Origin of the sequence: Desulfosarcina variabilis str. Montpellier, from assembly GCF_048565275.1 — a bacterium.
Classification (GTDB): domain Bacteria; phylum Desulfobacterota; class Desulfobacteria; order Desulfobacterales; family Desulfosarcinaceae; genus Desulfosarcina; species Desulfosarcina variabilis.
Window position 1 is genome coordinate 5,857,062 of the sequence record NZ_CP159846.1, and the last position, 26,856, is coordinate 5,883,917.

Here is a 26,856-nt window from a genome sequence, read left to right on the forward strand (position 1 = left end):
ATGGCGACGGCCGACTACCTCTTGCGCGCCTTTCGGGCGGGAGTGGCCACCCATGCCCGCCAGAACCGCGGGCACCAGGGAAGCGGCTCTTTTCAGCCCCTGTCCCTGCCCCCCCAGGTGCTGGAACGTAACATTGTGAGTTTTGAAAAAGAGACGGTTCAAATCGCTTTTCACATCAGCCTGCCGGGATCAGCCGATAACCGAGTTCTCGGCCGGCAGGCGATGCAAATGTTCGCCCAGGAGCTGACCGGGATCGTCGATACCCTCAACGCATGGATCGCGAAAACCGCTCAACTAAAAAGACACTGTGATGTCATTGAAGATATGGTGGTCCTTCAAAACGAATTGGCCCAATACGGCCTGATGGCCTTTGTCGGCGACGGTGCCATTTTGCCAAGACAGTCCGGTGTTTCCCAAGCCCCGTTGAAAGAAAACGCCGTGGCTTTTTATGCACCGGATCAAATGGCCGTGGAAGTTGAGTTCAAAAATACCGGCCGTAAAAGGGGGCTGGGCATCCGTCCGGGGGTCAACGTGCTTATTTGAAAAAGCCGCCGGGCATGTTTTTCCCGGTCGATCAATTTGTGCCGGCGATTCTCATCTTCCAGACCCACTGGCTGGCCACGTCCATGATTGTCTTGATTATCGGCGTGGGCTTCTCCCCCGCCCCTTTGCTGGACTGGGTGCAGGCCGCCGTGCAGGGGCTGTCCTGATCGTCCCAATGAATGAGATCGGATAAACTCAAAAATTTGATTATTTTGATTAAATTATTGATATCATCAAAATATTGGGATTTATAAAGAGGTGGGTTCACGTCGATTCATTTTATTTTCAGTCAGATAACCATCTACATACCATCGGCATACTCTTTGATTCCCCGTGTTAAAATGAAAGACGACCCGAAAACACGCGACTGTTTTTCAGGGTAATTACATCAACGATCACAAAACGCATATAAATAGGGGTGTACCATGACCGATAATAGTAACACCAAACAAATCCAGAAGGATGAAGACGCACCGGCAATGGACGAAAAAGACGAACAATCCTGCTGTGTCTACATTGACGCCTGCGGTTGTCATGTCGACCCGTGCTGTTGCTCATCCGCATATGTCGCCCCAGCCAGCGCATGCTGCTGTTAAGGAGTACGAATAGAGTAAAAAATGCAATATACACACGGGAAAAACAAAGAAACAGCGTTGGCTTCAGGGTGCAGATAAAAAGCAAAAAGGATCATAAGAAATTACCATCGATGTCCCGACAAAGCGACGTAAGCGACAGCCAGATTATGGTCCGAAACCAAATGAAAGGTTGAATTCCAGGTTTAAGTGAACCGGTTGGGTAGAAAAAATGAGTGCTTAGAATAACTGCTCCATTAGCCGGTCCATCCGTCAAATCAAGACGGCCGTTCAAATCAGCGTATTCAGCGTTGATCTGGGCGGCCGCTTTGCTTTCAATCCGCCCTCTTCCGCTTAAATAGTGTCCATCCACGAATAGGAAACTTGGGTCGAGATCAAGGCGCACGAATCATCCAAACAGACACCTTTGGCCCTCATTTTAAAGTACCGCTGAAACAGATATGGGGTTTCTACCCCATGGCAGGTGGGGGAATAATCCCCTATGTTGAATCAGTGATCCAACAAAACGTATTAACGCATTCTATTTTCTATGCCGCAAGAAAGCGATCCTGCCGCCATGATTGTTCTGCAGCGACAGGAGATGCTGGCAGCAAAAGGAGAGGAACCATGACTCAACGATTATCACATGCGATCTGGGATGGAACGCTGAAGGACGGCAATGGCACCATGCTCATTGGCAACGCGGGATTCGCGGTGGACTATACATTTTTGTCCAGATTTGAAAACGGTGCCGGCACGAATCCCGAAGAGCTGATCGGTGCGGCTCACGCCGGATGTTTCTCCATGGCGTTATCCCACCAGATCGAAGCGGCAGGATTCAAACCCGATAAAATCAGCACCCGGGCAACGGTCCATCTGGGCAAATCTGAATCCGGTTTTTCCATCGACAGAATCGAACTCGACACCGAGGGGCAGGTCCCGGGAATCTCTGCCGAGCAATTCACCCAACAGGCCGAAGCCGCCAAAGCCAACTGCCCCGTCTCACGCGCACTGGCAGGGGTTGAGATAACCCTCAAGGCCAACCTGTTGTCGTCGTCTTAGCGGGTGGAGGAAGTCATGCCAGTCTCACACCCTGATCCGAGTGAAGCCGTCGACCGTGCCATGGACCTGGTGAAGGCATTTATCAGTCCTCATGGGTTCCTGGCCAGTCCGGTCCGCAATGACAACTATCGCCGGATTTGGGCGCGGGACGGTGTCATCATCGGCCTGGCGGGACTAAGGAAAAGCAGTGTTCAGGGTTCATGAATGAAATTTTACTGGGAAGTGATGACGATGAACTCGTGAACAGTCCCCGTTCAGACGGATTCGTAAAAAGCCCGAGATCAAGGCTTGCGAATCCTGAGGAATGAGGCGTACTGATCGTACTCCGCAGTGACGAAGGATGAAGCGTAACGCCGATATCGGACTTTTTACGAATCCGTCAATAATGAAAACAGTCAATATGGAGGACAGATCCAACCATGTGTGGAATATGCGGTCAAATCAACTTCAATGGTCAACCGGCCGATGTCACGGCCGTTGTCAAAATGACCGAAGCCATGACACCGCGCGGCCCTGATTCCTTGGGACTTTCCGTCCACGCCAATGTGGCGCTGGGACACCGCCGTCTGAAAATCATCGATCTGAGTGAACGGGCGCGACAGCCTATGGAAGACAGTGCGTTAGGCTACACCATTGTCTACAACGGTGCGATTTACAACTATAACGAACTGCGCAAACGCCTGGAAGCCAAAGGATACCGTTTTTTCTCCTACGGGGATACGGAGGTCATTCTCAAAGCCTATCATGCCTGGGGAGCGGATTGCGTCCTGCATTTCAACGGCATGTTCGCTTTCGCCATCGTGCACCGGGACAGCGGCGAGGTCTTTCTGGCCCGCGACCGCCTGGGCATCAAGCCGCTGTACCATACCCGTATAGGCAACGCGTTTTACTTCGCTTCTGCCTTGCCGGCCCTTCTCACCCTCAGCGGTATGAGTGCTGAAATCGATCCGGTGGCCCTGCATCACTACATGACGTTCCATTCGGTCGTGCCTGCACCGCATACCATTCTTTCCGATATCAAGAAAATGAGGCCCGGCACCACGATGACCCTTTCCCCGGACGGTAAGGTCGATGAAAAGACCTATTGGGAACTGGACTTCACGCCATCCGATGAAGAAATCCGATACACGCTGCAGGACTGGACCGAGCTGGTCCTGGTTTACCTGCGCCAAGCGGTCAAACGACGGCTGACGGCCGATGTGCCCGTCGGGGTCCTGCTTTCCGGCGGGATTGACTCCAGTCTGATTGTCGGGCTGCTTGCGGAGCTGGGCAAACAGGACATGGAGACCTTTTCCATCGGCTTCAAAGACGCAGGCGGCGAAAGCGGCAATGAATTCGCCTATTCAGATCTCATCGCCAACCATTATGGGACCCGGCACCACAAAATCGAAGCAAGGGACGAGCAGGTCCTGCCTGCCCTCGACCACTGCCTGCGGGCCATGAACGAACCCATGGTCAGCCATGACTGCATCGGCTTTTACCTGCTCAGCCAGGCCGTGTCCCAACATGTCAAGGTGGTGCAAAGCGGTCAGGGGGCCGACGAAATTTTCGGCGGCTATCACTGGTATCCGCCGCTGATGAACGACCGGGACAGCGTGTACGACTACGTCGGTCATTTTTTCGATCGCCCGCACACGGAATACGCCGCCGCCGTGCACCCCCGCTTTGTCGGGGATGATCACAGCCTTACATTCGTTCGTCGGCATTTCGACCGGCCCGGCGCCGAATCCACCGTGGATCGCGCCCTGCGACTGGACACCACGGTCATGCTGGTCGACGATCCGGTCAAACGCGTGGACAATATGACCATGGCCTGGGGCCTGGAGGCCCGGGTGCCGTTCCTTGACCATGAACTGGTGGCGTTCGCCGCCCGCGTACCGGCGGCATTGAAGGTCGGCCAAGGCGGCAAGCACGTTCTCAAGGAAGCCGCCCGGTCGGTGATTCCGGCCGAGGTGATCGATCGGCCCAAAGGCTATTTTCCGGTGCCGGCCCTGAAATACCTGGACGGCGATTACCTGACCTTTGCCACCGACACGCTGCGGTCGACCCGAAGCCGGGAGCGGGAGCTGTTCAATCCCGACTATGTCGATCTGCTGATCAAGCAGCCCGAGGAGCATATCACCCCGCTGCGCGGATCCAAACTGTGGCAGGTAGTGGCCCTGGAGCGGTGGCTGTCCATCCACGGAATCTAAACAGGAAAAAAACGATGTCTTCTCATACTAAAACGAAGCGCAAAGATCGTCTGGCCCGCATGTCCAGCATGTCGCTGAAGAACTGGCAACCGGCCAACGGACCGGACGCCGGCAACCTGAAACAGGATGCAGTGGTAGATATGGGCTGGGGTAGAATCATTTTCGGTCATACGTTTCAGCGCCCGCGCGCCCTGTTCGACAACATCTGCTCGGAAGGTGCCGGCAAGCGGGACATGATTTTCTACCTGCGCGATCCTCACGTGCTCCTGTCCATGGGGCCTGACAAACTCTTTTTGGATCCCTCGCACACCTATCGGCTGTGGTCTCATGACTATCGTCCGGCGCGCCAGCGCTGGCCGGCCTTTACTGTCCGACGCATCAGCTCAGTCGCCGACGCCGATGCGATCAACCGCATTTATCGCTGCCGCAAGATGGTCACCGCCGATCCGGCATTCTATCTGGACCGCAACACGTCACGTCTGCGCACGTATCTGGTGGCCGAGGCGCTGAGCAGCGGGCGGATTATCGGAACGGTAACCGGCCTGGATCATCTGGAAGCCTTCAACGATCCGGAGTCCGGTGCCAGCCTGTGGGGTCTGGCCGTCGATCCCCAGGCCACAGCGCCGGGGGTGGGCGAAGCCCTGGTCAGGCATCTGACCGAGCACTACCTGGCCCGCGGCCGCAGCTATATCGATCTGTCGGTCATGCACGACAATCGTGATGCGATCGCCTTATACGAAAAATTGGGTTTTCAGCGTGTACCGGTGTTCTGCATCAAACGCAAAAACCCCATCAACGAGCCCTATTTCACGGCATCGGCGCCCGAGGCCAAACTCAATCCATACGCCCGCATCATTACCGACGAGGCCCGGCGACGGGGCATCGGCGTGGCCGTGATCGACGAGCGCACCCAATTGTTCAGGCTGAATCACGGTGGCCGGTCGGTCACCTGCCGGGAATCGCTCAGTGAACTGACCTCGGCCGTGGCCATGAGCTGCTGCGACGACAAACGCCTGACCCACCGCATCCTCAAAACGGCCGGATTGAACGTCCCCCGGCAGTACACGGCAGATCCCCAACAACCCGATACCAACGCGAAAATTCTGGAGGCGCTGGGCCGGGTGGTGGTCAAACCGGTTCGGGGCGAGCAGGGAAACGGCATCAGCGTGGATGTGCGTTCTTCGGCGGCTCTTGAAAAGGCCGTCAACCAGGCGGCGCGCTTCTGCGAAGACGTGATCATCGAATCGCTGGTTGAGGGGCAAGACCTGCGCCTGATCGTCATCGACTATCGCCTTGTGGCCGCGGCGGTGCGCCGGCCGCCGGCAATCGTCGGCACCGGCCGCCACACCATCGGAGAACTCATCGAGACATACAACCGCCGTCGGGCCAGCGCCACAGGCGGTGAAAGCCGGGTTCCCCTGGACGCGGAAACAACGCGCTGCATTCGCCAGGCTGGGTATGACTTTAACGATGTCATCGACAAAGATCAGACCGTCCAGGTCCGCAAGACCGCCAATCTGCACACCGGCGGCACCATCGAAGATGTCACCGATCAAATCCATCCGGATCTCAAACGAGCCGGTGAAAAGGCGGCCGAGGCAATCGGCATCCCGGTCACCGGATTGGACCTGATGGTGCCGGACCTGAAGCGGCCGGATTATGTGATCATCGAAGCCAACGAAAGACCGGGGCTGGCCAACCATGAACCCCAGCCCACGGCCGAGCGCTTCGTGGATCTCCTGTTCCCCCAGACGGCAGTGTCCGCATGAGTAAGGCGACCAATTTGACCGATTACGGTATCGATCTCGACTATCTCAACGCGATGCTGGTCACCTTGCTGAATATTCCCAGCCCATCGGGATTCACGGATCAGATCGTCCATTTCGTGGGCGAGGAACTGCAGCGGCTGGGTATCGATTACAATGTCACCCGCCGGGGGGCAATTCGCGCCACCCTTCCGGGGAGCGGCCAGGATAGCATGGACCGGGCCGTGGCCGTCCACCTGGACACGCTGGGCGCCATGGTGCGCCGCGTCAAATCCAATGGCCGCCTGGCCATTGCCCCGGTCGGGACCTGGTCGAGCCGCTTTGCCGAAGGCGCCCGGGTGACAATCTATAGTGACAATGGGCCTGTGCGGGGTAGCGTACTGCCCTTAAAGGCATCCGGTCATGCGTATGGCGATGCCATCGACAGCCAGCCATCCGCGTGGGATCAGGTGGAGGTACGCGTCGATCAGGACATGCCCGGCGGCGACGGCCGACCGTCAACGGCAATCCAGGTCGGCGATTTCATTGCCTTTGACGCCCTGCCCGAAATCGGCGACACCGGTTTCATCAACGCCCGTCATCTGGATGACAAGGCCGGCGTGGCCATTGTGCTGGCCGTGGCCAGGGCCATCCGGGAACAAGGACTCGAGATTCCCGTCGACTGCCACCTGATTTTCACCATCTTCGAGGAGGTGGGATCCGGTGCGTCGGCGGCGGTTTACGGGGATGTGGCTGAAATGATGGTCATCGATCATGCGCCGGTGGCCCCCAACCAGATGGCGACTGAAAAGGCCGCCACCATCGCCATGATGGACCAGAGCGGGCCGTTCGATTACCACCTGAACCGCAAGCTTCTGGCCCTTGCCAAAGCCCACGACATCGATGTCATCCGCGACATTTTTCGCTATTATCGAAGCGATTCCGCATCGGCCATCGAAGCCGGCAATGATACGCGCACCGCTTTGGTAGGTTATGGGGTTGACGGCTCGCATGGCTATGAACGCACGCACGCAAGCTCGCTCAAGGCAGTTGCCGATCTGACCGCCCTTTATATTCAGAGTCCGCCGACCTTCAGCCGCGACAAAAACGGTCTGAGTTCATTGAGCGGTTTTCCGCATCAACCGGAGCGCCGGGTTATCAAAATCGAAACCTGACATCCCAATGCCGCGCCGACATGGTCACCGCAATCACAAACCCAACAAAAGGATTTTTTTTAAACAACGGAGTCATTATGGAAATATGCAAGAATAAGAAAACCGGAAAGACCTTTGTATATCTGGATGATGAATACAACGGACAAATGCTGATGATTACCCCCGACGGGACGGTCAAAGCCCTAGAAGCAGATCTGTTCACCGAACCGGTCGAAATTGATGACGACGAAGAAGAAACGGTGGTGGGTCAGGGATTGGTCAATGACACCCAGTATGCGGTGTACCACCGATATCACCAAAACTGAAGATGGTACTTGAATGATGGGATAAAATCGGACGTCCGGGGCCAGCCGACATTTAATCCACAGTGCCTGAGGCCATCACCCCTGATTCATGGGCCCGGGATGCGTCCGCGTACCGGCCAGAGATAAAAATCGGCGATAGGTTTGAATCCAACACCGATAATACCATCCTCCATGTACACCGTCCATGCGTAGCGCGGTTCGTAAACACTGGTGGTCGATGACCAATAGGCATCCCTGACGTTGACGAACGGGTGGCCGCTCGGCAACGCAGGTGAATGGGCGTCCAGACTGACCAGGCGCTCCAGTTCCCTGATGGTGGGCAGACGCCAGTCGGAATGCCCGTTCATAAGGTTGGTATTCATCTGAGCCACCATATCGATTGCCTGTTGCCAGTCAAGGGGTCCGTCAGCCGTATCAGCATTCCGGCTCCAGGTCAGACCGGTGACGGGATCATGGACGCACAATCCATCGATGTTAAAACGGTCGGTGCCGGTAATCGTGTCAACGGCTGTGCCGATGTCATGCACGGAAACCGGCCAGACCATATACGATCCATGTTTCATTCCCCGGTGGACGCGCCCACCGCCAAGATGAACGTACCAGGCCTGATTGGGCAACCGGTGGCAAGTGTCGGCCGTCCAGTAGTAGCCGCTGAATACGTTCTGGAACGGGTGCCCCTCGGCCAGCGTCGGATTGATCTCTTGATGGCTGATCAGTGAAAAAAGCAGACCGCGTGAAGGCAGCTGCCAATCATCGCGTCCGTATACGTGACGCGCACGCATATTTTCCACGAATGTCTGCGCCTCGTTCCAGGTCAATGGAAATTCAGGCAGGTTGGCATTCCGGCTCCAGACGGCACCGGTCAGCGTATCCCTGACAATCTGGCCCTGGGGGTGGAAGCGCTGACTGGTCGGCAGCGGTGCATTGTTTTTGAAAGATGCATCCTGACCGGCATTGGCACACGGAATCACGCGGCCGTCCGGACCGTAGCACAGGGTCTGATCGGTTGGAAGAAAATCAACAGGAGAAGTCATCGGTTACTGAGCAAACGTGATAAAGGGTTGTGATTCGACAAAACCGCCATCACTGGAGGCTTCATGCTTCTCGACATCGGCAGCCAGACCAAAGGCGTCGATATCTTCGTTGTCCACGCCCGGTAAGGCGTGACTGATCGACGGTGGAAACGCACCGTCGGCGGACTGCAGCCGTGTGATCACCGGTGTGTCGGGAATATTGGGAACCCGCAGGATCTCCTCGATGTAAACATTGACCACGGCGGCCATTTCCCGGATCTGGGTTTTCATCTTCTTGATGTGATCCTGGAATTTGTCAACGGCCGCATCTGGTGTCTTTGCATCAACGATGCTGCTGAAGTACCCGTGTTTGGGGCTGCCATCCGGACTGATCTCGTCGAAGGAAAAATGACCGATAAACAACATGCAAAGTCCTCCTTTTCTCAAATATTGCAGTTCATATGGGTTTCTCATACGTTTCCTAATAGTATAAGCATCATTCGGTTGCAGTGAGTATCGGTTCGAAACTGTAGTTCACTGTGCGACAGACCGTATTTTGTTCCGTCTGCAGTCATTATCCGGGAAAAATCAATTCCCGCCCCTATTTTCCGGAAAGCGTGGCGGATATACATTGAAAAATTATTTCTGATCAATGTGCATGTTGACCAATCCATTCATAGGAGATCGACCATTGGCGTTGCAATTTCAACCATCGACAAACTGTTATACTGTCGAATCCGCCCCAGAGGTCGCATTCGTGATCGACGGTGAGGCTTATTACCGCGCCCTTTTTGAAGCCTTCAGTCAGGCCCGTCGCACCATTTTCATTGTCGGCTGGGACCTGCACAGCGATCTGCAGCTGGTGCGCGGAAACGAAAAAGACAATGGGCCGACCCGGCTGGGTGAATTCCTCAACCACCTGGCGCGTCAGAACAAGGCGCTTCACGTCTACCTGCTGAGCTGGGACTTCTCGATGATCTATGCCCTGGAACGCGAATTCTTCCCGCGCTACAAATTCAAATGGCGCACCCACCGGCGCATCCACTTCTGTCTGGACGGCCATCATCCCATCGGTGCGTCACAGCACCAAAAAATCGTGGTCATCGACGACAGCATTGCATTTGCCGGTGGCCTGGATCTTTCCAAATGGCGTTGGGATACGCCGGACCATGCTCCAGATGACCCGCGGCGGGTCGATCCGGACAAAAAAACCTATCCGCCTTTCCATGACGTAGAAATGGCCGTCAGCGGACCGGCGGCGCATGCATTGGGCCGGATCGTCAGAGATCGCTGGATCCGTGCCGGCGGAGGGAAACCGGTGGATCCACGACCACATCCGGCTTCGGCAGCCTGGCCGACCAGCCTTGTCCCGGACCTGGAAGACGTTCCGGTAGCCATCGCCCTTACGCTTCCCGAATACGAGGATCAAACCGCTGTGAGGGAAGTCGAGCAGCTCTACCTGGACAGCATCTCTATGGCCAGAACCTGCATTTATATCGAGAACCAGTACCTCACCTCATATCGTATCGGTGAGGCATTGACCCGCCGGCTTGAGGAAAATGACGGACCGGAAATCGTCATCGTCATGCCGTTTAAAACCGGCGGGTGGCTGGAACAGCACACCATGGATGTGCTGCGCAGCCGTATTTTAAACAAACTGCGCCATGCCGACCGGCATGACCGCCTGCGGGTCTATTATCCCCGGATCGCCAAGGATCCGTTTAGCGCCGTAATGGTGCACGCCAAGATCATGGTGGTCGATGATAACCTGGCCCGTGTGGGATCCGCGAACCTGAGCAATCGATCCATGGGGCTTGATTCGGAATGCGATCTGGCCGTTGCCGCCAATGGCGATGAGACGGTGCGCACCGCGATCACCCATTTTCGCAACCGCCTGATCGCCGAACATTCAGGGATGACTCCAGACGATATTTCACGCGCTGTGGCGCATTATGGGTCGCTGATCAAAGCAATGGACGCATTACGTCAAGGCGAACGGACCCTGGTTGATCTGTCCGGCCATGTCCCCCAAAAGGTCGATAAATGGGTTCCAGACTCCGCCCTTCTCGATCCGGAAAAGCCGGTGGCGCCCCAGGAACTGCTTGATTACATGGTCCCCCGGGAGCAGCAGCCGTCGGCGTATCACCACATCCTCAAGATCATGCTGTTGATTGGCGGTGTGCTGGCCCTGGGTGCGGTGTGGCGCTGGACCCCGGCCGGCGAGTGGCTTGACATGCAATCGGCCAAAGCCGTCGGCCAGTGGATTCGACAGCAGCCCTTCACACCGGTTCTGGTGGTTCTGGCTTACGTTCTGGGCGGGATGGTGGCATTTCCGGTCACCCTAATGGTGGTGGCCACGGTCGTGGTGTTCGGCCCCTGGTGGGGAGCGGTTTATGTCCTGGCCGGTTCCCAGGCCAGTGCGATCACCGTCTTCTGGGTGGGGCGCTGGCTGGGCCGGGATGCGGTCCACCGGTTCGCCGGCACGCTGTTCAATCGGCTCAGCCGAAAACTGTCCGATTCCGGCCTGATGGCGGTAATCACCTTTCGGATCGTTCCCGTCGCCCCGTTTTCGGTAATCAACCTGATTGCCGGCGTCTCGGGCATTCATCCGCGGAACTACATACTGGGCACACTGATCGGCATGCTGCCGGGCATGGTGGCCACGATCATTCTGGCGGATCGTCTGGCGGTATCCCTCAGCCAGCCGGACCTGGTCAACGTTGCCACCCTTGGTGGCTTCATCGTGCTGGCCATCATCGCAATCACCGCTCTACGCCGCTGGATCAAACAAAAGCGCACCAGCGCATCGGATTCGGCCGCCGAGACATCGCGCTGACATGATCATTCGATTCGCCACCTATAACATTCATCGCTGCATGGGTATTGATGGAATCACATCCGCGGATCGGATTGCCACGGTACTGCAGCAGATGGATGCCCATGTGATCGGTCTTCAGGAAGTCGCCTATGATACCCGGGCGCCGCACAACGTTCTGACCGACATCGCCCGGGCCACGCAAACCGAAGCGATTCCAGGGCCGACCTTGCTGGAACATAGCGGAAGGTATGGCAACGCCCTGCTTACCCGCACCATGCCGGAGAAGATCCGGCGCTTGAACATCAGTTGTCCGGGACGGGAACCGCGAGGCGCGTTGATCGTCAGTTTTCAGTGGGATGGCGTAGCCGTCAACGTCATCAGTACCCATCTCGGGCTCATGCCTTCCGAACGGCGGCGGCAGATGCAGCGGTTGCGGCCTTTTTTCCTCCCGCCAGGGAGCGGGATCACCATTCTCATGGGAGATTTTAACGAGTGGTTCAGATGGGCATTGCCTTTACGCTTGATCCGGCGCCGTTTCGGCAATCAGCCGGCACCGTTGACATTCCCCAGCCGCCGGCCACTGCTGGCCCTGGACCGCATCTGGGTTCACCCGGCCGATGCCCTGGTAGACTTAACGCCTCATGTATCACCACTTTCGAAAATCGCTTCCGACCATTTACCGTTGGTGGCGGATGTGGATATTCTCTGTAATTTCTCCTGTTAACCATTACCATTCAAAGATAGTTGCAACTCAATTTTCTGAATCGCCGAATAGGCGTCGTTGCACTGACCGGCATCCAGCAGCCTGGGGATACCCCCGATGTCTCCCAGTTTCTTTTCATAAAAACGATATTTACCGCAAGCCAGAGTCAATACAATGCAATCCTGCGGCACCTTTTTGTAAAGACGGATTTGTGTTTTCCTTTTTTGTCTGATCCGTCCGGCCCGGCATCGCTTTATTGTCATCCCTGTTTCCAAACTCCAGAGGCAGACGTCCAATGGCGGCCTCAAGACGTTTCATCGCAGCGGCTGCATCCTCGAAACGTTTGTTTCCCATGGCCTTCAGATAACCATCGAAAGCCTCTTTTGCATCCCGCCCCCAGACCACCGGGGAAGAGTGGTCGGTAGATGGGCTCCACATATAGCAGCGTATTGTCAACCGGAATGGCCAGGACATTCCCCCGAATCACCCGGGATCCGCGTTGATCCCAAAGGGTCCGGGCCGCATCGACCTGGACCTCCAGATTCACATCACCGTCGATGCGCAGCCGCAGGAATGCATCCACCGCAGAAGCCACGAACGCAATTCCCACAAGCACAAACAAATCTGACGATTCTCCTTCCTCGCCGCCAGCAACGCGGCTTCATTGACCAGGTTTTGTAGGTCGGCGCCGGAAAAACCGACGGTGCGGTCGGCCATGCGCCCCAAGTCCACGTCGTCGGCAACCGGTTTATCGCGGACGTAAATTTTCAATATCTGATGACGCGCACGCTTTCCGGGCATGTCCAGGGTAATGCGACGATCGAAGCGCCCCGGACGGACCAGCGCCGGATCGAGCACATCCGGCCGATTGGTGGCGGCCAGCACAATGACCGATTCATGGGCTGAGAATCCATCCATTTCAGCAAGGATCTGGTTCAGTGTCTGCTCCCGCTCGTCATGTCCACCGCCCACCCCCGCTCCACGGGCCCGGCCGATGGAGTCCAGCTCGTCGATAAAGATCACTGCCGGGGCTTCCTTTTTGGCCCTGGCAAACATGCCCCGTACCCGGGAGGCCCCCACACCGACCAGCATTTCGATAAATTCTGAACCACTGATGCTGAAAAAAGGCACGCCCGCTTCACCGGCCATGGCCTGGGCCATCAGGGTTTTACCGACACCCGGTGGTCCGGCGAACAAAAGCCCCCGGGGAAGATTGCCGCCAAGCATCTCGAATTTGGCAGGATTTTTCAAGAAATCGACGATTTCGGTCAGCTCCCGTTTGGCATTCTCCAGGCCGGCGACATCGCCGAAAGTGGTCTGACTGGATTCAGGCGTGAACCGCCTGGCTTTGGATTTGGCGAACCTGAAAGGGCCCCCCTGTCCCAGCCCCCCATACGGCCACGCCATTTACGGTTGGAGTAGATAAAAAAGCCGATGATCAGCACCCATGGCAGCAGGGTGATGATCAGACTCCAGAACCAGGAACGCTGCTCCAGTTTGGCACGGACAACAACATGATTGGTCTCGAGCAGTTCCATCAATCCGGGATCCGTGACCATCGGCTTTACGGTTTCAAATCGGACCATGTTTCCACTGGACGCACTGGAAGCATTGGAACCACTGTCCGTGGAACGATTGGCGGACCGATCGGTTGCATCATTCATCGACGTCTCTTCGCCATCACCGGCGACCATCTCGCCGTTGATGTTCGCCCCCCGCATGACAACCCGGACCACCTCACCCCGGCGGACTTTTTCCTTGAACTGGGTGTAGGCGATATCACGGGGCGGTGTGCCTGCGCCGACCCCCTGGAACAGATAAAAGACAAGCATCCAGAGCAGCAGCAGCCATACGATCGTTTGCCATTTTATGGGTGCATATCGGGGTTGAGATGAAGGCAGTTGATTGTTCATGGGACTCCTTTTCTTCTAAATATGATAAGGAATCATACCATTGACGAAACAGGTAAAAACATACGGCAGAGGGCGTAATTTTAAATCAACACAGGGGTATCCGCCTGCTGATCCCGACCATCGACACCCTTCCCTTTTGCTCAAGCCAGGGTAACGACAGCGGTCCATGGACGTAACCGCCATGCACTGTCGTCACAGAAGAAGTGCGGATGCAATGGTTTTTGAATAGAAAAGCCGCCATTTTGCATTGACCCCACGCCCACATACCAGCCCACATACCAATTGGACAGTAATGCAAACCAAAGGGAAATGCGTCAGCCCCAATGGGTCACGAGCCGTTTGACCATATGGGGGGTAATCCTCCGACAGAATACAGGGAATTCCCCATTCCCGTGAATATCACCCATGCGTATGATATGATTATGCCAAGCGGAAAAGAAAATGCCGCTCTCGACGGATACTGCAGCAAACACGACGACCGCCAGGAATTCATGCTGGCGATTGACACCGTTCTGGCCGGATGGATTTTTCTCAGCTCTTCCATAGCCGATAATGTCTTGGCTGTTTTTTTAGCCAATCGCGATTCCAGAAGCGTTGACGCTGCCGTGGAAAATGTCTCGCGACGCGAAAAAGAGAGCTTGAAATTACTTGCCGAATAGATCGAATCGGGTCTACCAGCAGAGAGAATCGACTGATTCACATCTCGAAGGCAGATCCAAATCCAATCGAAGGTGAGAGGAGGAAACTGATGATTCGACAACGTAACTCACCGGCCTTGAGCGGTCATACCTTTATAAGCGGTTGCGTACGATTGACCGGGTTGGTCATGGTTCTTACGATGGGCTGGACATGGACACCGTATGCAACCGCTACATCAGTTCCCGGTGATGGCGACATCCAAAAGTTCATCGATCGCTATCTCGCAATCGAGACGACCGTCGTGCCGGGCAGTATCGACATCGACGTCAAAGATGGAATCGTGATGTTATCCGGATCCGTATCCAACCTGTTGCAGAGAAATCAGGTTAAACGCGTTACCGGAAGCGTCGTGGGGGTGCGGTCGGTCGTCGACAATATCCGTGTAGAACCCGCGGTGCGCGACGATAAGGCCATTGCCCGCGATGTGCTGGCCATTTTGCCGCCACTGCCACCCGATCGAAAGGCGGTCATTGGCGTCAATGTCAAAAACGGCGTGGTAACCCTGAATGGCCGAGTAGATTCATGGGTGCTGAGTCGCCTGGCCGACCGCCGGGCCATGTCGGTCAAAGGTGTGTCCCGGATTGTCAACCAGATCGACGTTTCTCCCGGCACTCACCGGGATGACCAACTGATCCGAGCGGACGTTGAGCGACGCTTGGCCGCTGATCTTTATGTTGATGCGTCCAGCATCGAGGTTGCTGTCAACAACGGGCGGGTGAGTCTTGCAGGCACCGTCAGAACACTCGCACAAAAACACCGCAGTGTTGACGACGCCTGGATTGCCGGAGTGGTCGAGGTAGACGATCGAAAATTATCCGTGGATTGGCGTACGGCGATACCCACCTTGCGATCCTCTCCTTATGTTCACCAGCCGGACGAGACCATCTCGCGAGCGGTACGGGACGCCTTGCGCTTAGACCCCCGGATGACCTCGCCCATACCTGAGGTTTCGGTGGTCAATGGGGCCGTGACGCTTTCCGGGGTCGTCGAGACCCTGTATGCCAAACAAGCCGCCGAAGCGGATGCACTCAACACCACCGGTGTGTGGAGAGTAATTAACCGGCTCCAATTGCGCTACCGGGATTTTCCGCCGGACAAGGCGGTGGAACAATTGATCCGGGATGTGTTCAGACGCGATGCTGAATTGGACGGCCTTGATATCAATGTGGCCGTGGTTGATCACCACCTGACGTTGACGGGCAATGTAGAAAACATGAGCCAAAAGATCCGCGCCGTGAACATCGCCTCCCGGATCGACGGCGTGTTGGCCGTAGATGACCGAATCCAGGTGGCCTCCAGCGCGCAAACGGCCAGCGACAGTGATATGCATGCAGCGATCACGGATGAACTTTACTGGAGCCCCTATGTGGACAGCGACCCGATCCACGTCATCGTGACGGACGGACAGGCCGTGCTCACGGGCCGGGCCGTCAACCGTTTCGTCGCCCGCATGGCGGTGATCAATGCATTCGAAGGAGGCGCCCGGTCGGTACGGACCCGACTCAAATTGAAAAACGGCGGCACTTATGCCGAACACCTGATGCAAAAACCGGCTGACCCCCTGCTGGATACCGGGTTATGGCCCTGACCATTGCCGGAGAGGGTCGACTGTTTCCGGTATTTCTTGACTCGTTCCGTCAAGGGACGGGAAATATACGGAGGTAGACCATGAAAACCATTTTGACCATATTGGTAATGACAATCATCGGTAGTTTGACGTTCACTCTGTTGCCCGGCATGGCAGTCGGTGCAGAGTCCACCCCCCCACACCACGCCGTTGCCGTGCTTCACCCCACGGCGGGCAGCAATGTTTCCGGCACGATCCATTTTACTGCCGTGGCCGACGGGGTGAAGGTGTCGGCAACCGTTGAGGGGTTGAAACCTGGCAAGCACGGTTTCCACATTCACGAGCTGGGAGACTGCAGCGCCCCGGATGGCACGTCAGCCGGCGGCCATTTCAATCCCGAGAAGAATCCCCATGCAGGACCGGATCAGGCAAAACGCCATGTCGGTGACCTTGGCAACCTATTCGCCGATGGGTCTGACCGCAGTCATTATGAACGGGTGGACAGTCATCTAAGTTTGAACGGCGCCCATTCAATTGTTGGACGGGCGGTGATCGTTCACGCCGGCGAGGATGATCTCACCTCACAGCCGACGGGTGCCGCCGGTGGACGATTGGCCTGCGGTGTGATCGGCGTCACCGTACGCTGATCAAGGCTAAAAAGGTTGACAATGACGGTCGGGGATGGGCCGTGAGGGCCCGCCCGGCCCATCCGACCGGCACTGTGCCGGGGAATACTCCTCATTCATTTCATTATCGTCTCTGGAATTCAGTAACCATTTTCAAATCCATAAACGGGGGGCTTTTGCTGCCAATATCCTGTCGTTGTGCAGGCCGGATCAACGAAAAAACATCGCCGGCTTAATCAAAGCCTACGGAGAGGATAAGGGGCTGCAGTCAATGGCCAGAGTGCACTGAGAAAAAGGCCGTTCCCAAAAACGCCATCGGCAGGCGCCTAGCGGGTCTCAACGCGTTTTTCATCACGGATATCGACAACACACTGATCGGTGGTGAAAACGATCGTCTGGAAACCCTGCTCAACCTTAATTCGGGATCACCTGGTGCGTAACCACTGCCGCTGCAATGTGATGTATTCAAAAGACAGATATTTGGACATTTTGCCGTACCGCGCCTCCAAAGGAAAAACAGTACACTGTTTGAGCGATCAATGGCAGATTCCCCTGGCCAATTTTCTCGTTTGCGGTGATTCTGGCAGTGATGCGTCAATGCTCCGGGATGAGCCGCCCACTTTAGATTTGTATCTGCGAAGCGTTGCTTGATCGGGGTCAAAGATTCAGCAGGCTGATCACCCCCGCCAGGATCAAATAGATCGCGACAATATAATTGAGTGCTCGGGGTATCAATAAAATCAAGATTCCAGCGAGAATCGAAACAATGGGTTGGAGGGAAAACGCAGTCATCACAAATAATCCTTTCCTGGTAATGCATCCATCCTCAACGATGCAAACACACCACTGGCATGGATCTTTCTATGAACCGTGCTCCGTGCTTTGTTTATTTGATTCAAACACCTCGTTGTCGGGCCTCGTAGCACCTGCGCTCTGTATAATTTCGGTCCTTATCGCTCCACACAGCTTCATTTTCATGAATCAATGTCGGGGGGCCCTCCCAGGCACCACATGCCAGAACCACAGGATCACCCAGGTTGAAAGGCTGACCACAGGCGGCACAGGTTTTAAAGTGCATCAATTTCTCTCGATCGATGATTGTCTTTAATTTCCCTCGGTCTCCTATATTCATGATGTTCCACCTTTCCTTTTTATTTATTCTTTTTCTTTATTGGCCGCCAACGGTGCCATACCAGCAGTCGTTGGTCTTTTTTTCATTGAAAAAACGCCTGTAAGGCCATGATGTTTCATTGCGGAGCCTTTACGATCGTCACTTGAACCTGGATTGAGCCGAACGTAGGGCCTCACTCAGCGAATCAGCCGCAAGCTCAACGCCACTTTTCATGTCTTTCCAGGCGTCCCCCCCGGCCTGGCGCAGATCATCGAACCGCTTCGAGAGATTTTTGCGTTTCTCTTTGAGCGTATCGATCTGATCCTGGTAGCCGATCCTGGCATCGGCTTCCGCCTGTCTGGATTTGGCCTTCAGCTTGTCGATCTCGGCATTCCATTCATCCAACTTCGCTTTTATTTTTTCTACATAGGCTTCTCGATTGTCACTCATGGTATGTCTCCTTTTCATTCATGGATACCGCATGCATATGACATCATGTTCTGCGGTGTGGCGTAACGACTGGAATCGATCTCAACTGTCTGTGCCTTTTTACAGCATTTGCAGGAAACAGCCGTTGTCAACGGCAATATCAATCGGAGCGCTTTATACTAATCAAACTATACTTCCCACCCTCCCCGATTGTATATAAGGTGATCTGCGTAGTTTGGGATCAGAAATAATTTATTTCGTCCTCAGCGCGCAGGAAAAAAATCGAATATCCGGTAAGCCGTTGAATGGTTAAGCAACTAAGCGGATCGTTGCCGGAACAACCAGGCCGACAAGGGTAAGGTCCCTGCGGCGATCATTAAGAGCGGCCACAGTTGTGGCCAGATAAACGCCAGGTCCGCACCTTCGAGAAAGAGCTGGCGCAAGGCAACGACGATATATCGCAAGGGATGGATCAAGGTGGCAACCTGCAGCCATTCGGGCATGTTGGCAATGGGTGTTGTAAAGCCGGACCGGATGGCCGCCGGCATGATGAAAACAAACGGCCCCAGCAGCGCCTGCTGCATGGTGGACGAGAGGGACGAAACCAACTACACCTACCCGCGCTTTGAAAAATCGGCCTACATTCCTGTTGGAAGGTATGAGGACTTCGAGCACCACCGGGCCGATGAAGCGCGGCGCATGATCTGGTATCACACCGGCATCAGTACCCCCTGGTGGGCCGAGAAAGCAGCACCGGTCAACACCCAGCCGCTTTATGCAAAGCGGCTCCGCCGCAACGTACCGCAGGGCACGGTAGCAATGGAATAGGGCGCCAACGTGCATAATGCCAACGGCTATCGGGTGGGCAAGGTCCTCAATGTGTATTTGGATGGTGACGGTTTAAATACTCAATAGATTCGTAAGAGATACCGCACGGCCCCTATTTACGTCCGTCTCCCGCTATTCTATATTTTCTGATAAGGTCGGCAAAAAAGATCAACATATCGGCCGAAAACCAAAGCACGCTGACGTGTAAAGACATCTGCCTTGTATATGCGGCAAGCTCGACAATCGCCCAGTTTAGGCAAGTATGTGGCTGATCGATTTTTCGCCGTGCCGACGACTGGCGGACAAGGCGATTCATACCATTCCCTACCCGATCCGGTTTGATGAGGCATAACCAACAGCAACCATGAAAGGAGCCCGTCAAATGAAGAATATCAACAGAATTCTTTGCCCGGTAGACTTCAGCGACCCGTCCCGAGCCGCTGTGGAACATGCCGTGGATCTGGCGAAACATTTTTCAGCCCAGATCCTCCTATTCCATTCAGTTTCGGAAATCGATCATCCGCCATCTCCATCATACACACTCACCCCTGCGCTTACGGATCAGATGATGCAAATCACTATGCAGATGACAGAAAATGCCAATAACGCCATCAAGGAACTGATTGAAACTGACATTCCCGATGGAATCAGCGTCGATCAGCATGTGGATGTTGGCGATCCATCGACGAGTATCGTTCAGGCCGCAAAGGAGGAGGACGCTGATCTGATCGTGATGTCTACCCATGGAAGAAGTGGGATCAAGGGGTTGTTTTTTGGGTCGGTTGCCGAAAAAGTAGTTCGCAGTGCCGAATGTCCGGTGCTGACCATCAAACCCAAATCAACGGAAACTAACGAGTAAACAGTTGATATGATTTCGATAGAGGCTTTTTCTATCGTGTTGACGTTATCCATCTTGATTACCCGCATTGCCACCGTCGCTTTAATGCACACCAGGCTGGCCCGTGAATCGGCCAAATTTCAGACAAGGTCGGCCTTCACGGGCGTGGGATTCACGACCAGTAACTCTGAGAAACTGGTCAGCCATCCCATGCATCGCCGGATTCTGCGAGTGCTCATGCTGTTCGGCAACGCTGGTATCGTCACAGCAGTCTCCTCAATGATCATATCCTTCGTGGACATTTTACCCCCTGGCCAGAAGTCACATATGAGTCGTTGAGAGTTTCCACCTACCACCACACAACCAAACGACTCACATTGCTTCAGTCGCTTGATGCCGTATATTTGGAACAGGAAAGACGAAACACCAAGACAACAAAACAATGAATCAATGAGGTGATAATATGGACGATAAAAAAAATCAGGATTACTTTGACGACAAGAGTGAAGGACACGTAGATACCCGCGAAAGAAACTTCGAGTGTGAAAACAAAGACGAACATCTGGGATGCGATCCGGGGATTGATGTGGCGGGATAAATGAAAGGAAGGTGCCCCATGATAGGAACGACATTGACGATCATTTTGCTGGCTTACTTCATCAACAGATGCATCGCCGGTGCTTCCTGCAAAATTTGAGGGCATGGTGAACGGCAGAGCTTCGACAGCTAAGGCAAAAATATGATCCGCAGATATGGCGGTTGAACGGGCAGAGCCTCTAACGGGGCTCTGCCTATTTTATTTGATAGACCTTGCTGACTTACACGTCAGATATTATAATATGATTAAACCGGAGCAACGCAAAGGAAGGCATCAAAGATTTTCTGAAATATTAATTTCGATTGACTAATTTTCGATACGACCCAAACAACACCGGACCACTTGCACTTCGACAGGATTCGAATTTTCTGCTGACGACCATTTTGTGGTGCAATGTGGGCATTAACCTGCTGTTGACGTTGTTGTACGATTTGGTCATGATCGGCGTTATGGCATTTTTTTCAACCATTTTAATAAGGCTGGTGGGCGAGATTGGGCCGCAAGCCTATTTCTCAAGGCATGCGCTGAAAATGGCCTCCCTTCTGTCGCCCGTCTTAAAGTTCTACCAGATCATCCTCTTTCCCGTGGCGAAACCAACCGCCATGATCCTCGATCGCTGGCTGGGGCCTGAGGGGAGTCACTATTTCCGTGAGCGCGATTTACGGGAGGTCATCAAAATGCACATGAATGCAGAGGAAGCCGAAGTGGACCATGTGGAGGGTGTCGGGGCGTTGAATTTTCTTACCATAGACGACTTGGCGGTTATTCATGAAGGTGAAAAAATTGCCCCGGAGAGTGTTATCCGTATTTCGACGAAAGACAACGGCAAACCGGTTTTTCCAGCTTTCGATAATTCGTGCAGTGACAGTTTTCTGAGACAAATCGAGCGTTCGGGAAAAAAAATGGGTTATTTTGACAGATGTTAACGACGCGCCACTGATGGTATTGGATGCCGATGGATTCCTCCGCCAAGTGCTGTTCCACAAGGAAACAAATCCCTATACCGACTGCCATCGTCCGTTGATTGTTCATGATCCGCTAACGCCCATGGGCCAGGTGATCAGTCAATTGAAGGTCGAGCCGCAGGCGCCGGGAGACGATGTGATCGATCACGATATCATACTCATATGGGGAGAAGAACGGCGCGTCATTACCGGTGCCGATATTTTAGGACACCTGATGCGGGGCATCATCAATTCACCCGAACCATTGATCCCAAAAAAAACCGAAAAAAGAGCGTTTGGATGAATAGCACAGCCCCCGTGATTGCATACTCGCTGCCATATCTCATGATCCTGGCCGGATTCGCATTTCTGATCAAGTATACTGTAAACAGCGCAATGAAGTTGGGAGGGATAGGCGACTACGCCACAGGGAGCCCTCTACGTCTCAAACACGCGTTATTGAATATCGGCATGGGCTTGGTTGGCCTGGTGGGCGGCGGTCAGTTAATTGTCAGTGGCGCAGTCATCATTTCAAGGCAACTGGGCATCGCGGAAGCCGTGATCGGCCTTACGGTGTCGCGGTTGGGACCTCTTTGCCGGAATTGGCTTTCGGCATTATTCTTAAGAGTTATCAGTCGCCGTGCCGGTAAGGAAATAACGGATCTATTAAGAGAAAAAGGTCAACCGGTTACCGTCTTCGTGGGTGAAGGCATGAAAGGCCCGGTAAGTGAATTATACATCGCCTGCCGACGGCGCGATTTAAAATGGATTCTTCCGGAAGTCAAAAGATTGGACGAGAATGTATTTTATATCGTAGAGCAGGCGCTTGATATGAGTAAGGTGTTAAAACCCATTCATACACCCCTTGGTGGATGGCGGTCGGTGTTTAATCGGTTTTCTGTTTGTTTTTGCCTGGAAGACAACGATTCAATGAAGCGATCAGATGCGGAGGAAGCGTAATGCGCGAAGACATGTTGGTTGCGCTGTCAGCCATATTGCTGGCCGACATGGAGAGCCAGGAGTCAGGCTGGCTGCCGTGACGAAGTCGGACTGAGGAAAGCCATATGTCAACATCTCTGGATATCTGGAAGCTGCTCGCCGGGCTGGGCATTTTTCTCTTCGGCATGCTGCTCATCGAAGAGTCGGTCAAGGCCTTGTCCGGGCGGACCTTCCGGCGGATCATCCGCACTTACACCAACGGCAAGCTGCGCGCCATCGGCAGCGGCGCGCTGGTCACTGCCCTGCTCCAGAGCAGTTCAGCGGTCTCCTTGATGGTGCTGGCGTTCGTGGGCGCCGGCGTGATGAATATGCCAAACGCTATCGGGGTCATCATGGGCTCGAATATCGGCACGACCCTGACGGCGTGGATCATTGCCACCATCGGGTTCAAAATCAAGATCGAGAGCCTGGCTCTGCCCTTTATCGGCATCGGTGCCGCTGGGTTGATCCTGTTCAAGCCGGGCATGAAGCCCGCCATGGTGACCCGGCTATCCATCGGGTTCGGTTTTCTGTTTTTAGGACTCGATTTCATGAAAATCAGCGTGGAAAGTTTCGCACAGACCTTCAGCCTGGCCGGATTCCAGCACTACGGCCTGTGGGTCTACCTGCTGGTAGGCACCTTCTTCACGGCCCTGATGCAGGCAAGCGCTGCCACCATCGCTATCGTGCTCACCGCCCTCAACAGTGGCCTGATCACCTTCGAAATCGGCGCCGTAATCGTGATCGGCGCCAACATCGGGACGACCATCACGGTGCTGCTGGGTGCCATCGGGGGCACCCCGGCCAAGAAGCGGGTCAGCCTGAGCCACCTGGTTTTCAATCTGGTGACGGGTGCGGTCGCCTTTGCAGGCCTGCCCTTCATGATCGGCGTCATCGAGTTCTTCATGGACATCGGGACCAGCAGCCTGACGGGGCTGGCGCTGTTCCATTCACTGTTTAACCTGGTCGGCGTGGCACTTTTTTTTCCATTCCTGGGGCACTTCGCCACTGGGCTCAGCCGGGTGTTTCCGGACCACAAGACCATCCTGACCGTCTATCTGAACCAGACGCCGACCGAGGTTACCGATGCGGCCATCGCCGCTCTGAGAAAAGAGATCGGCCATCTGCTCCAGGAATGCCAGCTCTACAACCTTCGCCTGCTGCGTATCGATGAAAAGCTGGTCTTCGACACCGACCTGCCCTTTGAGGCCAACCGCCGACGAAGACACTCGCTCGAGGAACTCTACGAGAACATCAAGCTGCTGCACGCCGACATATTCACCTTTTATTCGAACATTCAGAATCAGAAGCTCAACAGCACCGAAGCCAATGAACTCGAACGTCTGATGTACGCTTCCCGGAACATGATGAACGCCATCAAAAACTTCAAAGGGGTCCTTCATAACATGGACGAGTTCGACGGGTCGGACAACCCTTATCTCAACACCCAGTACAAGCTGTTCCGCAAACGCATCGTTGAGCTGTACTTGACCATGGGACGCCTCTTGCAGATGGAGGACAAGGAGGAACAGTACCGCGGCCTGCTGGCTGCCTTCGGCCACATTGAGGCCGCCGACAACGGGTTCATCAAGAACACCCTGGACGCCGTGGCTGAAAAAAAAATTCAGGAAATAGAGATCGCCTCCCTGGTACTGGTCAACCGCCTGTTTACCCAGTCATGCCGCATGCAAATCTACGGTATGAAGGACCTTTTGCTGACCCACGAACAGGTGGTCCATTTCGACCATGCCGTGGACAGAATCGAGACGCCGCCCGATGGGAAGGGAGGGACTGTGTCCGCTTGAGGCGCCTGTATCGGCCCTGTTCCACCCGGCGGTTACCGGCGTTTATTCCAGCGATGGCTTACGAATCTGTTCCGAAGGCAGTTTGTGCAGTTAAGATTTGATCCCGACTGGCCAAACTTCGACGAGTATTCATCAGTCTCAGGCGCTGCATTGCTCCCCCGCAGGACATGCTGGCCCAGCTTACCCATGAACGGATCGCCTGGCTGACCAAAGCGGATCGGACGCTGCTGCGTGTGAAACCACCGAACGCAAAGCGCTCTATGTGGAGGACATTGATGCGTCCCGCGAGCGAGCTTTAATCGCCCAGGAAGAACTGAACAATCGCCTGTCCGAGCAGATAAACAAGGCAACAACGATTGAGCCAGAAGATTATCGCGTTTCGCACTTAATTTTCAATCCGGATTAAAAATTTACCACAGAAAGGAAGTAATGAATACTGGACAAGACTGGAGACCGGAAGAAGCTCGAAAGTCTCTGAATCGTATTCTGCCGGAAGTGGAGCAGCTGTTTTCCGAGCAAATCCGGGAAGCCGGACAGGATTGGCATCAATTCAAGCACCGGCTCTATTCCGAGTGGGAGCGGTTGTTCGTTTGCCTTCACCACCTTTACGGCTGGCAATACGATTTTTTTTATACGCTGCATCGGATTTTGTACTCCCTGGTGAGCTATTGGCTGGAAAGACCTTTGGAACTTAAGCTGCTCGATGCCAAACAAGAAGCGAAGCCATTCTCGTATGTCTCCGAAAAAATGGTGGGCGGCGTTCTGTATGTCGATTTGTTCAGCGACAACCTATCCAGGCTGGCCGATCACATCCCCTATTTCAAAAAGCTAGGGCTGACCTACCTGCATTTAATGCCCCTCTACACCGTCCCCCATGGAGACAACGACGGCGGTTACGCGGTCAGCGACTACCGGGCGATCAATCCAGACATCGGCAGCATGGACGATCTGGCCAGATTGACGTCCGCCCTTCGGGACGAAGAGATCAGCCTGGCGCTCGATTTCGTGTTCAACCATACCTCCGACGAGCATGCCTGGGCGGAAAAGGCCAAAACAGGGGATCCAGATTTTCTCGCCTACTATCTAACCTTCCCGGACCGGGAACTGCCAGATCAGTTCCAAAGGTATTTGAGAGATATTTTCCCCACAGTGAGAAAGGGCAGTTTTACCTGGTGCGAGGAGATGAACCGCTGGGTCTGGACCACCTTCAACAGCTATCAGTGGGATTTGAACTACGCCAATGCCGAAGTTTTTCGCTCCATGGCCGAAGAGATGCTGTTTCTGGCCAACCAGGGGGTGGAAGTGCTGCGGCTGGATGCCGTGGCCTTCATCTGGAAACGGCTCGGAACCAACTGCGAAAATCAGCCGGAAGCCCACACCATCATCCGGGCTTTCAACGCTATGGCAAGGATCGCCGCCCCGTGTATGACATTCAAATCGGAGGCCATCGTTGCCCCGGATGAAGTGGTCCGCTACATTCATCCAGACGAATGCCAGCTTTCCTACAATCCTCTGCTCATGGCTCTGCTCTGGGAGGCGCTGGCCACCCAAGAGACAAAACTGCTCGATCATTCGATGCGAAAACGCTACCGGATACCGGACGGCTGCGCATGGGTCAACTACATCCGCTGTCATGACGACATCGGCTGGACATTCGACGATCAGGATGCAAAGGAGGTGGGCATCGACCCGGTGGGGCATCGAAAATTTCTGAACCGCTTTTACACAGGCGAATTTCCGGGCTCTTTCGCCCGGGGCGTGCCCTTTCAGTTCAATGCGGACACCGGCGATCTTCGCATTTCCGGGACGCTGTCTTCCCTTGCCGGACTGGAAGATGCCCTGTCCCGTGAGGATAACGATCTGATCAAGCGGGCCGTCCATCGTGTCAACCTCTTGCGAAGCATTGTCATGAGCATTGGCGGCATCCCGCTGCTGTATATTGGTGACGAATGGGGAATGCTAAACGATTACACATATCTGAGTGATCCGGCAAAAGCCACCGACAGCCGTTGGGTCCACCGATCCAGGAAACGCTGGGAGGCCAGGGAGGACCTTTCCGACCAGGAAACGTTGGAATGGCGCTTTTTTCAGGACATGGTCAAGCTAACGGACCTGCGCAAAAACATCCCGGCGTTTCAAAACGGCGGGATGGAAGTGATCAGCACCGGAAATCCCCATCTGTTCGGCTACATTCGGGCATTCGAGGATCAGAAAATCATGATTATCAACAATTTTTCGGACCGATCTCAAAAGATGGATGGCACCGTTCTGACAAAATATGGAGCAAAAAATGAGGCGGTGAACCTTTTGCGCAATGAAATCATTCCGATTGGCGGAGAGTTCCTGCTTGGGGAATATCAACCCATGTGGCTCGATATTTCCTGAAAATGGA

Annotated in this window: 35 protein-coding genes; 25 read left to right on the top strand and 10 right to left on the bottom strand. The window is 54.6% G+C overall.

Going from position 1 to position 26,856, the window contains the following annotated elements; all coding sequences use genetic code 11:
- The 9 genes from Dvar_RS26345 to Dvar_RS26385 all read left to right on the top strand — a co-directional run bounded on the left by Dvar_RS26345 (position 1) and on the right by Dvar_RS26385 (position 7,594).
- Positions 1-543 (top strand): P-loop domain-containing protein, encoded by a 543-nt coding sequence (locus Dvar_RS26345; protein ID WP_419656104.1) that lies wholly within the window; start codon positions 1-3, stop codon positions 541-543.
- Positions 540-710 carry a hypothetical protein gene (locus tag Dvar_RS26350; RefSeq protein ID WP_419656105.1) on the top strand — a complete coding sequence of 57 codons (171 nt, stop codon included), beginning with the start codon at positions 540-542 and terminating at the stop codon, positions 708-710. Before Dvar_RS26345 ends, Dvar_RS26350 begins: the two co-directional genes overlap by 4 nt.
- 258 nt (positions 711-968) lie before the next feature.
- Entirely contained in the window at positions 969-1,139 is a 171-nt protein-coding gene (locus tag Dvar_RS26355; protein ID WP_419656106.1) for a hypothetical protein, read from the top strand.
- 603 nt (positions 1,140-1,742) lie between these two features.
- On the top strand, positions 1,743-2,177 hold the full coding sequence (locus Dvar_RS26360) for an OsmC family protein (RefSeq protein WP_419656107.1): 435 nt from the start codon (positions 1,743-1,745) through the stop codon (positions 2,175-2,177).
- Between the two features lie 15 nt (positions 2,178-2,192).
- A complete protein-coding gene (locus tag Dvar_RS26365) occupies positions 2,193-2,381 on the top strand; it encodes a hypothetical protein (RefSeq protein ID WP_419656108.1) in 189 nt (62 codons plus the stop codon).
- A 215-nt stretch (positions 2,382-2,596) separates the two neighbouring features.
- Positions 2,597-4,369, top strand: a complete 1,773-nt coding sequence (locus Dvar_RS26370; protein WP_419656109.1) for an N-acetylglutaminylglutamine amidotransferase — start codon at positions 2,597-2,599, stop codon at positions 4,367-4,369.
- A gap of 14 nt (positions 4,370-4,383) precedes the next feature.
- On the top strand, positions 4,384-6,138 hold the full coding sequence (gene ngg / locus Dvar_RS26375; protein ID WP_419656110.1) for an N-acetylglutaminylglutamine synthetase: 1,755 nt from the start codon (positions 4,384-4,386) through the stop codon (positions 6,136-6,138).
- Positions 6,135-7,289 (top strand): osmoprotectant NAGGN system M42 family peptidase, encoded by a 1,155-nt coding sequence (locus Dvar_RS26380; RefSeq protein WP_419656111.1) that lies wholly within the window; start codon positions 6,135-6,137, stop codon positions 7,287-7,289. Before ngg ends, Dvar_RS26380 begins: the two co-directional genes overlap by 4 nt.
- A 77-nt stretch (positions 7,290-7,366) precedes the next feature.
- Positions 7,367-7,594 carry a hypothetical protein gene (locus tag Dvar_RS26385; protein ID WP_419656113.1) on the top strand — a complete coding sequence of 76 codons (228 nt, stop codon included), beginning with the start codon at positions 7,367-7,369 and terminating at the stop codon, positions 7,592-7,594.
- 86 nt (positions 7,595-7,680) lie between these two features.
- Here the strand turns inward: Dvar_RS26385 and Dvar_RS26390 are convergent, their stop codons facing one another.
- Positions 7,681-8,628: a DUF1566 domain-containing protein gene (locus Dvar_RS26390; protein ID WP_419656114.1), complete on the bottom strand. Its 948-nt coding sequence runs from the start codon at positions 8,626-8,628 to the stop codon at positions 7,681-7,683.
- A 3-nt stretch (positions 8,629-8,631) separates the two neighbouring features.
- Complete coding sequence (locus Dvar_RS26395; protein ID WP_419656115.1) at positions 8,632-9,033, bottom strand: hypothetical protein; 402 nt, start codon at positions 9,031-9,033, stop codon at positions 8,632-8,634.
- 265 nt (positions 9,034-9,298) lie between these two features.
- Between Dvar_RS26395 and Dvar_RS26400 the strand changes: the two genes are divergently transcribed.
- Complete coding sequence (locus Dvar_RS26400; protein ID WP_419656116.1) at positions 9,299-11,443, top strand: VTT domain-containing protein; 2,145 nt, start codon at positions 9,299-9,301, stop codon at positions 11,441-11,443.
- 1 nt (position 11,444) lies between these two features.
- Entirely contained in the window at positions 11,445-12,149 is a 705-nt protein-coding gene (locus Dvar_RS26405; protein WP_419656117.1) for an endonuclease/exonuclease/phosphatase family protein, read from the top strand.
- Here Dvar_RS26405 and Dvar_RS26410 read toward each other — a convergent pair.
- The 4 genes from Dvar_RS26410 to Dvar_RS26425 are packed head-to-tail and all read right to left on the bottom strand — an operon-like array spanning position 12,146 to position 14,041.
- Positions 12,146-12,391: a hypothetical protein gene (locus tag Dvar_RS26410; protein ID WP_419656118.1), complete on the bottom strand. Its 246-nt coding sequence runs from the start codon at positions 12,389-12,391 to the stop codon at positions 12,146-12,148. The genes Dvar_RS26405 and Dvar_RS26410 overlap by 4 nt on opposite strands.
- 41 nt (positions 12,392-12,432) lie before the next feature.
- Positions 12,433-12,723, bottom strand: coding sequence for a hypothetical protein (locus Dvar_RS26415; RefSeq protein WP_419656119.1), 291 nt, complete (start codon positions 12,721-12,723; stop codon positions 12,433-12,435).
- Positions 12,672-13,355 carry an AAA family ATPase gene (locus tag Dvar_RS26420; RefSeq protein WP_419664165.1) on the bottom strand — a complete coding sequence of 228 codons (684 nt, stop codon included), beginning with the start codon at positions 13,353-13,355 and terminating at the stop codon, positions 12,672-12,674. Before Dvar_RS26420 ends, Dvar_RS26415 begins: the two co-directional genes overlap by 52 nt.
- A gap of 41 nt (positions 13,356-13,396) precedes the next feature.
- Positions 13,397-14,041 carry an ATP-dependent metallopeptidase FtsH/Yme1/Tma family protein gene (locus Dvar_RS26425; RefSeq protein WP_419656120.1) on the bottom strand — a complete coding sequence of 215 codons (645 nt, stop codon included), beginning with the start codon at positions 14,039-14,041 and terminating at the stop codon, positions 13,397-13,399.
- Positions 14,042-14,433: 392 nt separating this feature from the next.
- On the opposite strand from Dvar_RS26425, the gene Dvar_RS26430 reads away from it, so the two are divergent.
- The 4 genes from Dvar_RS26430 (at position 14,434) to Dvar_RS26445 (ending at position 17,584) form a co-directional block, all read left to right on the top strand.
- A complete protein-coding gene (locus tag Dvar_RS26430) occupies positions 14,434-14,700 on the top strand; it encodes a hypothetical protein (RefSeq protein ID WP_419656121.1) in 267 nt (88 codons plus the stop codon).
- Between the two features lie 89 nt (positions 14,701-14,789).
- Positions 14,790-16,328: a BON domain-containing protein gene (locus tag Dvar_RS26435; protein ID WP_419656122.1), complete on the top strand. Its 1,539-nt coding sequence runs from the start codon at positions 14,790-14,792 to the stop codon at positions 16,326-16,328.
- Between the two features lie 80 nt (positions 16,329-16,408).
- A complete protein-coding gene (locus Dvar_RS26440) occupies positions 16,409-16,954 on the top strand; it encodes a superoxide dismutase family protein (protein ID WP_419656123.1) in 546 nt (181 codons plus the stop codon).
- 360 nt (positions 16,955-17,314) lie between these two features.
- The gene (locus Dvar_RS26445) at positions 17,315-17,584 is read left to right on the top strand and encodes an HAD family hydrolase (RefSeq protein ID WP_419656124.1); all 270 of its coding nucleotides are present in this window, start codon (positions 17,315-17,317) and stop codon (positions 17,582-17,584) included.
- 6 nt (positions 17,585-17,590) lie between these two features.
- Here the strand turns inward: Dvar_RS26445 and Dvar_RS26450 are convergent, their stop codons facing one another.
- The 4 genes from Dvar_RS26450 to Dvar_RS26465 all read right to left on the bottom strand — a co-directional run bounded on the left by Dvar_RS26450 (position 17,591) and on the right by Dvar_RS26465 (position 19,081).
- Positions 17,591-17,725 carry a DUF3096 domain-containing protein gene (locus Dvar_RS26450; RefSeq protein WP_419656125.1) on the bottom strand — a complete coding sequence of 45 codons (135 nt, stop codon included), beginning with the start codon at positions 17,723-17,725 and terminating at the stop codon, positions 17,591-17,593.
- Positions 17,726-17,828: 103 nt separating this feature from the next.
- Complete coding sequence (locus Dvar_RS26455; protein WP_419656126.1) at positions 17,829-18,065, bottom strand: hypothetical protein; 237 nt, start codon at positions 18,063-18,065, stop codon at positions 17,829-17,831.
- 138 nt (positions 18,066-18,203) lie between these two features.
- On the bottom strand, positions 18,204-18,494 hold the full coding sequence (locus Dvar_RS26460; protein ID WP_419656127.1) for a hypothetical protein: 291 nt from the start codon (positions 18,492-18,494) through the stop codon (positions 18,204-18,206).
- A 296-nt stretch (positions 18,495-18,790) separates the two neighbouring features.
- Positions 18,791-19,081: an ABC transporter permease gene (locus tag Dvar_RS26465; RefSeq protein WP_419656128.1), complete on the bottom strand. Its 291-nt coding sequence runs from the start codon at positions 19,079-19,081 to the stop codon at positions 18,791-18,793.
- On the opposite strand from Dvar_RS26465, the gene Dvar_RS26470 reads away from it, so the two are divergent.
- The 10 genes from Dvar_RS26470 (at position 19,056) to Dvar_RS26515 (ending at position 26,849) form a co-directional block, all read left to right on the top strand.
- Positions 19,056-19,301 (top strand): hypothetical protein, encoded by a 246-nt coding sequence (locus Dvar_RS26470; protein WP_419656129.1) that lies wholly within the window; start codon positions 19,056-19,058, stop codon positions 19,299-19,301. The two genes, Dvar_RS26465 and Dvar_RS26470, sit on opposite strands and share 26 nt — an antisense overlap.
- Before the next feature lie 382 nt (positions 19,302-19,683).
- Positions 19,684-20,160: a universal stress protein gene (locus Dvar_RS26475; RefSeq protein WP_419656130.1), complete on the top strand. Its 477-nt coding sequence runs from the start codon at positions 19,684-19,686 to the stop codon at positions 20,158-20,160.
- A gap of 9 nt (positions 20,161-20,169) precedes the next feature.
- The gene (locus Dvar_RS26480; protein WP_419656131.1) at positions 20,170-20,478 is read left to right on the top strand and encodes a hypothetical protein; all 309 of its coding nucleotides are present in this window, start codon (positions 20,170-20,172) and stop codon (positions 20,476-20,478) included.
- A gap of 124 nt (positions 20,479-20,602) precedes the next feature.
- Positions 20,603-20,737, top strand: a complete 135-nt coding sequence (locus Dvar_RS26485; protein ID WP_419656132.1) for a hypothetical protein — start codon at positions 20,603-20,605, stop codon at positions 20,735-20,737.
- 302 nt (positions 20,738-21,039) lie between these two features.
- Complete coding sequence (locus tag Dvar_RS26490; protein ID WP_419656133.1) at positions 21,040-21,663, top strand: DUF21 domain-containing protein; 624 nt, start codon at positions 21,040-21,042, stop codon at positions 21,661-21,663.
- Complete coding sequence (locus tag Dvar_RS26495) at positions 21,650-21,985, top strand: hypothetical protein (protein WP_419656134.1); 336 nt, start codon at positions 21,650-21,652, stop codon at positions 21,983-21,985. Before Dvar_RS26490 ends, Dvar_RS26495 begins: the two co-directional genes overlap by 14 nt.
- Positions 21,982-22,641, top strand: coding sequence for a DUF2179 domain-containing protein (locus tag Dvar_RS26500; RefSeq protein ID WP_419656135.1), 660 nt, complete (start codon positions 21,982-21,984; stop codon positions 22,639-22,641). The genes Dvar_RS26495 and Dvar_RS26500 overlap by 4 nt, the downstream gene beginning before the upstream one ends.
- Positions 22,642-22,745: 104 nt before the next feature.
- Complete coding sequence (locus Dvar_RS26505; protein ID WP_419656136.1) at positions 22,746-24,464, top strand: Na/Pi cotransporter family protein; 1,719 nt, start codon at positions 22,746-22,748, stop codon at positions 24,462-24,464.
- A 262-nt stretch (positions 24,465-24,726) separates the two neighbouring features.
- The gene (locus Dvar_RS26510; RefSeq protein WP_419656137.1) at positions 24,727-24,870 is read left to right on the top strand and encodes a hypothetical protein; all 144 of its coding nucleotides are present in this window, start codon (positions 24,727-24,729) and stop codon (positions 24,868-24,870) included.
- Between the two features lie 23 nt (positions 24,871-24,893).
- Positions 24,894-26,849 carry an alpha-amylase family glycosyl hydrolase gene (locus Dvar_RS26515; RefSeq protein WP_419656138.1) on the top strand — a complete coding sequence of 652 codons (1,956 nt, stop codon included), beginning with the start codon at positions 24,894-24,896 and terminating at the stop codon, positions 26,847-26,849.
- Positions 26,850-26,856: the final 7 nt, after the last annotated feature.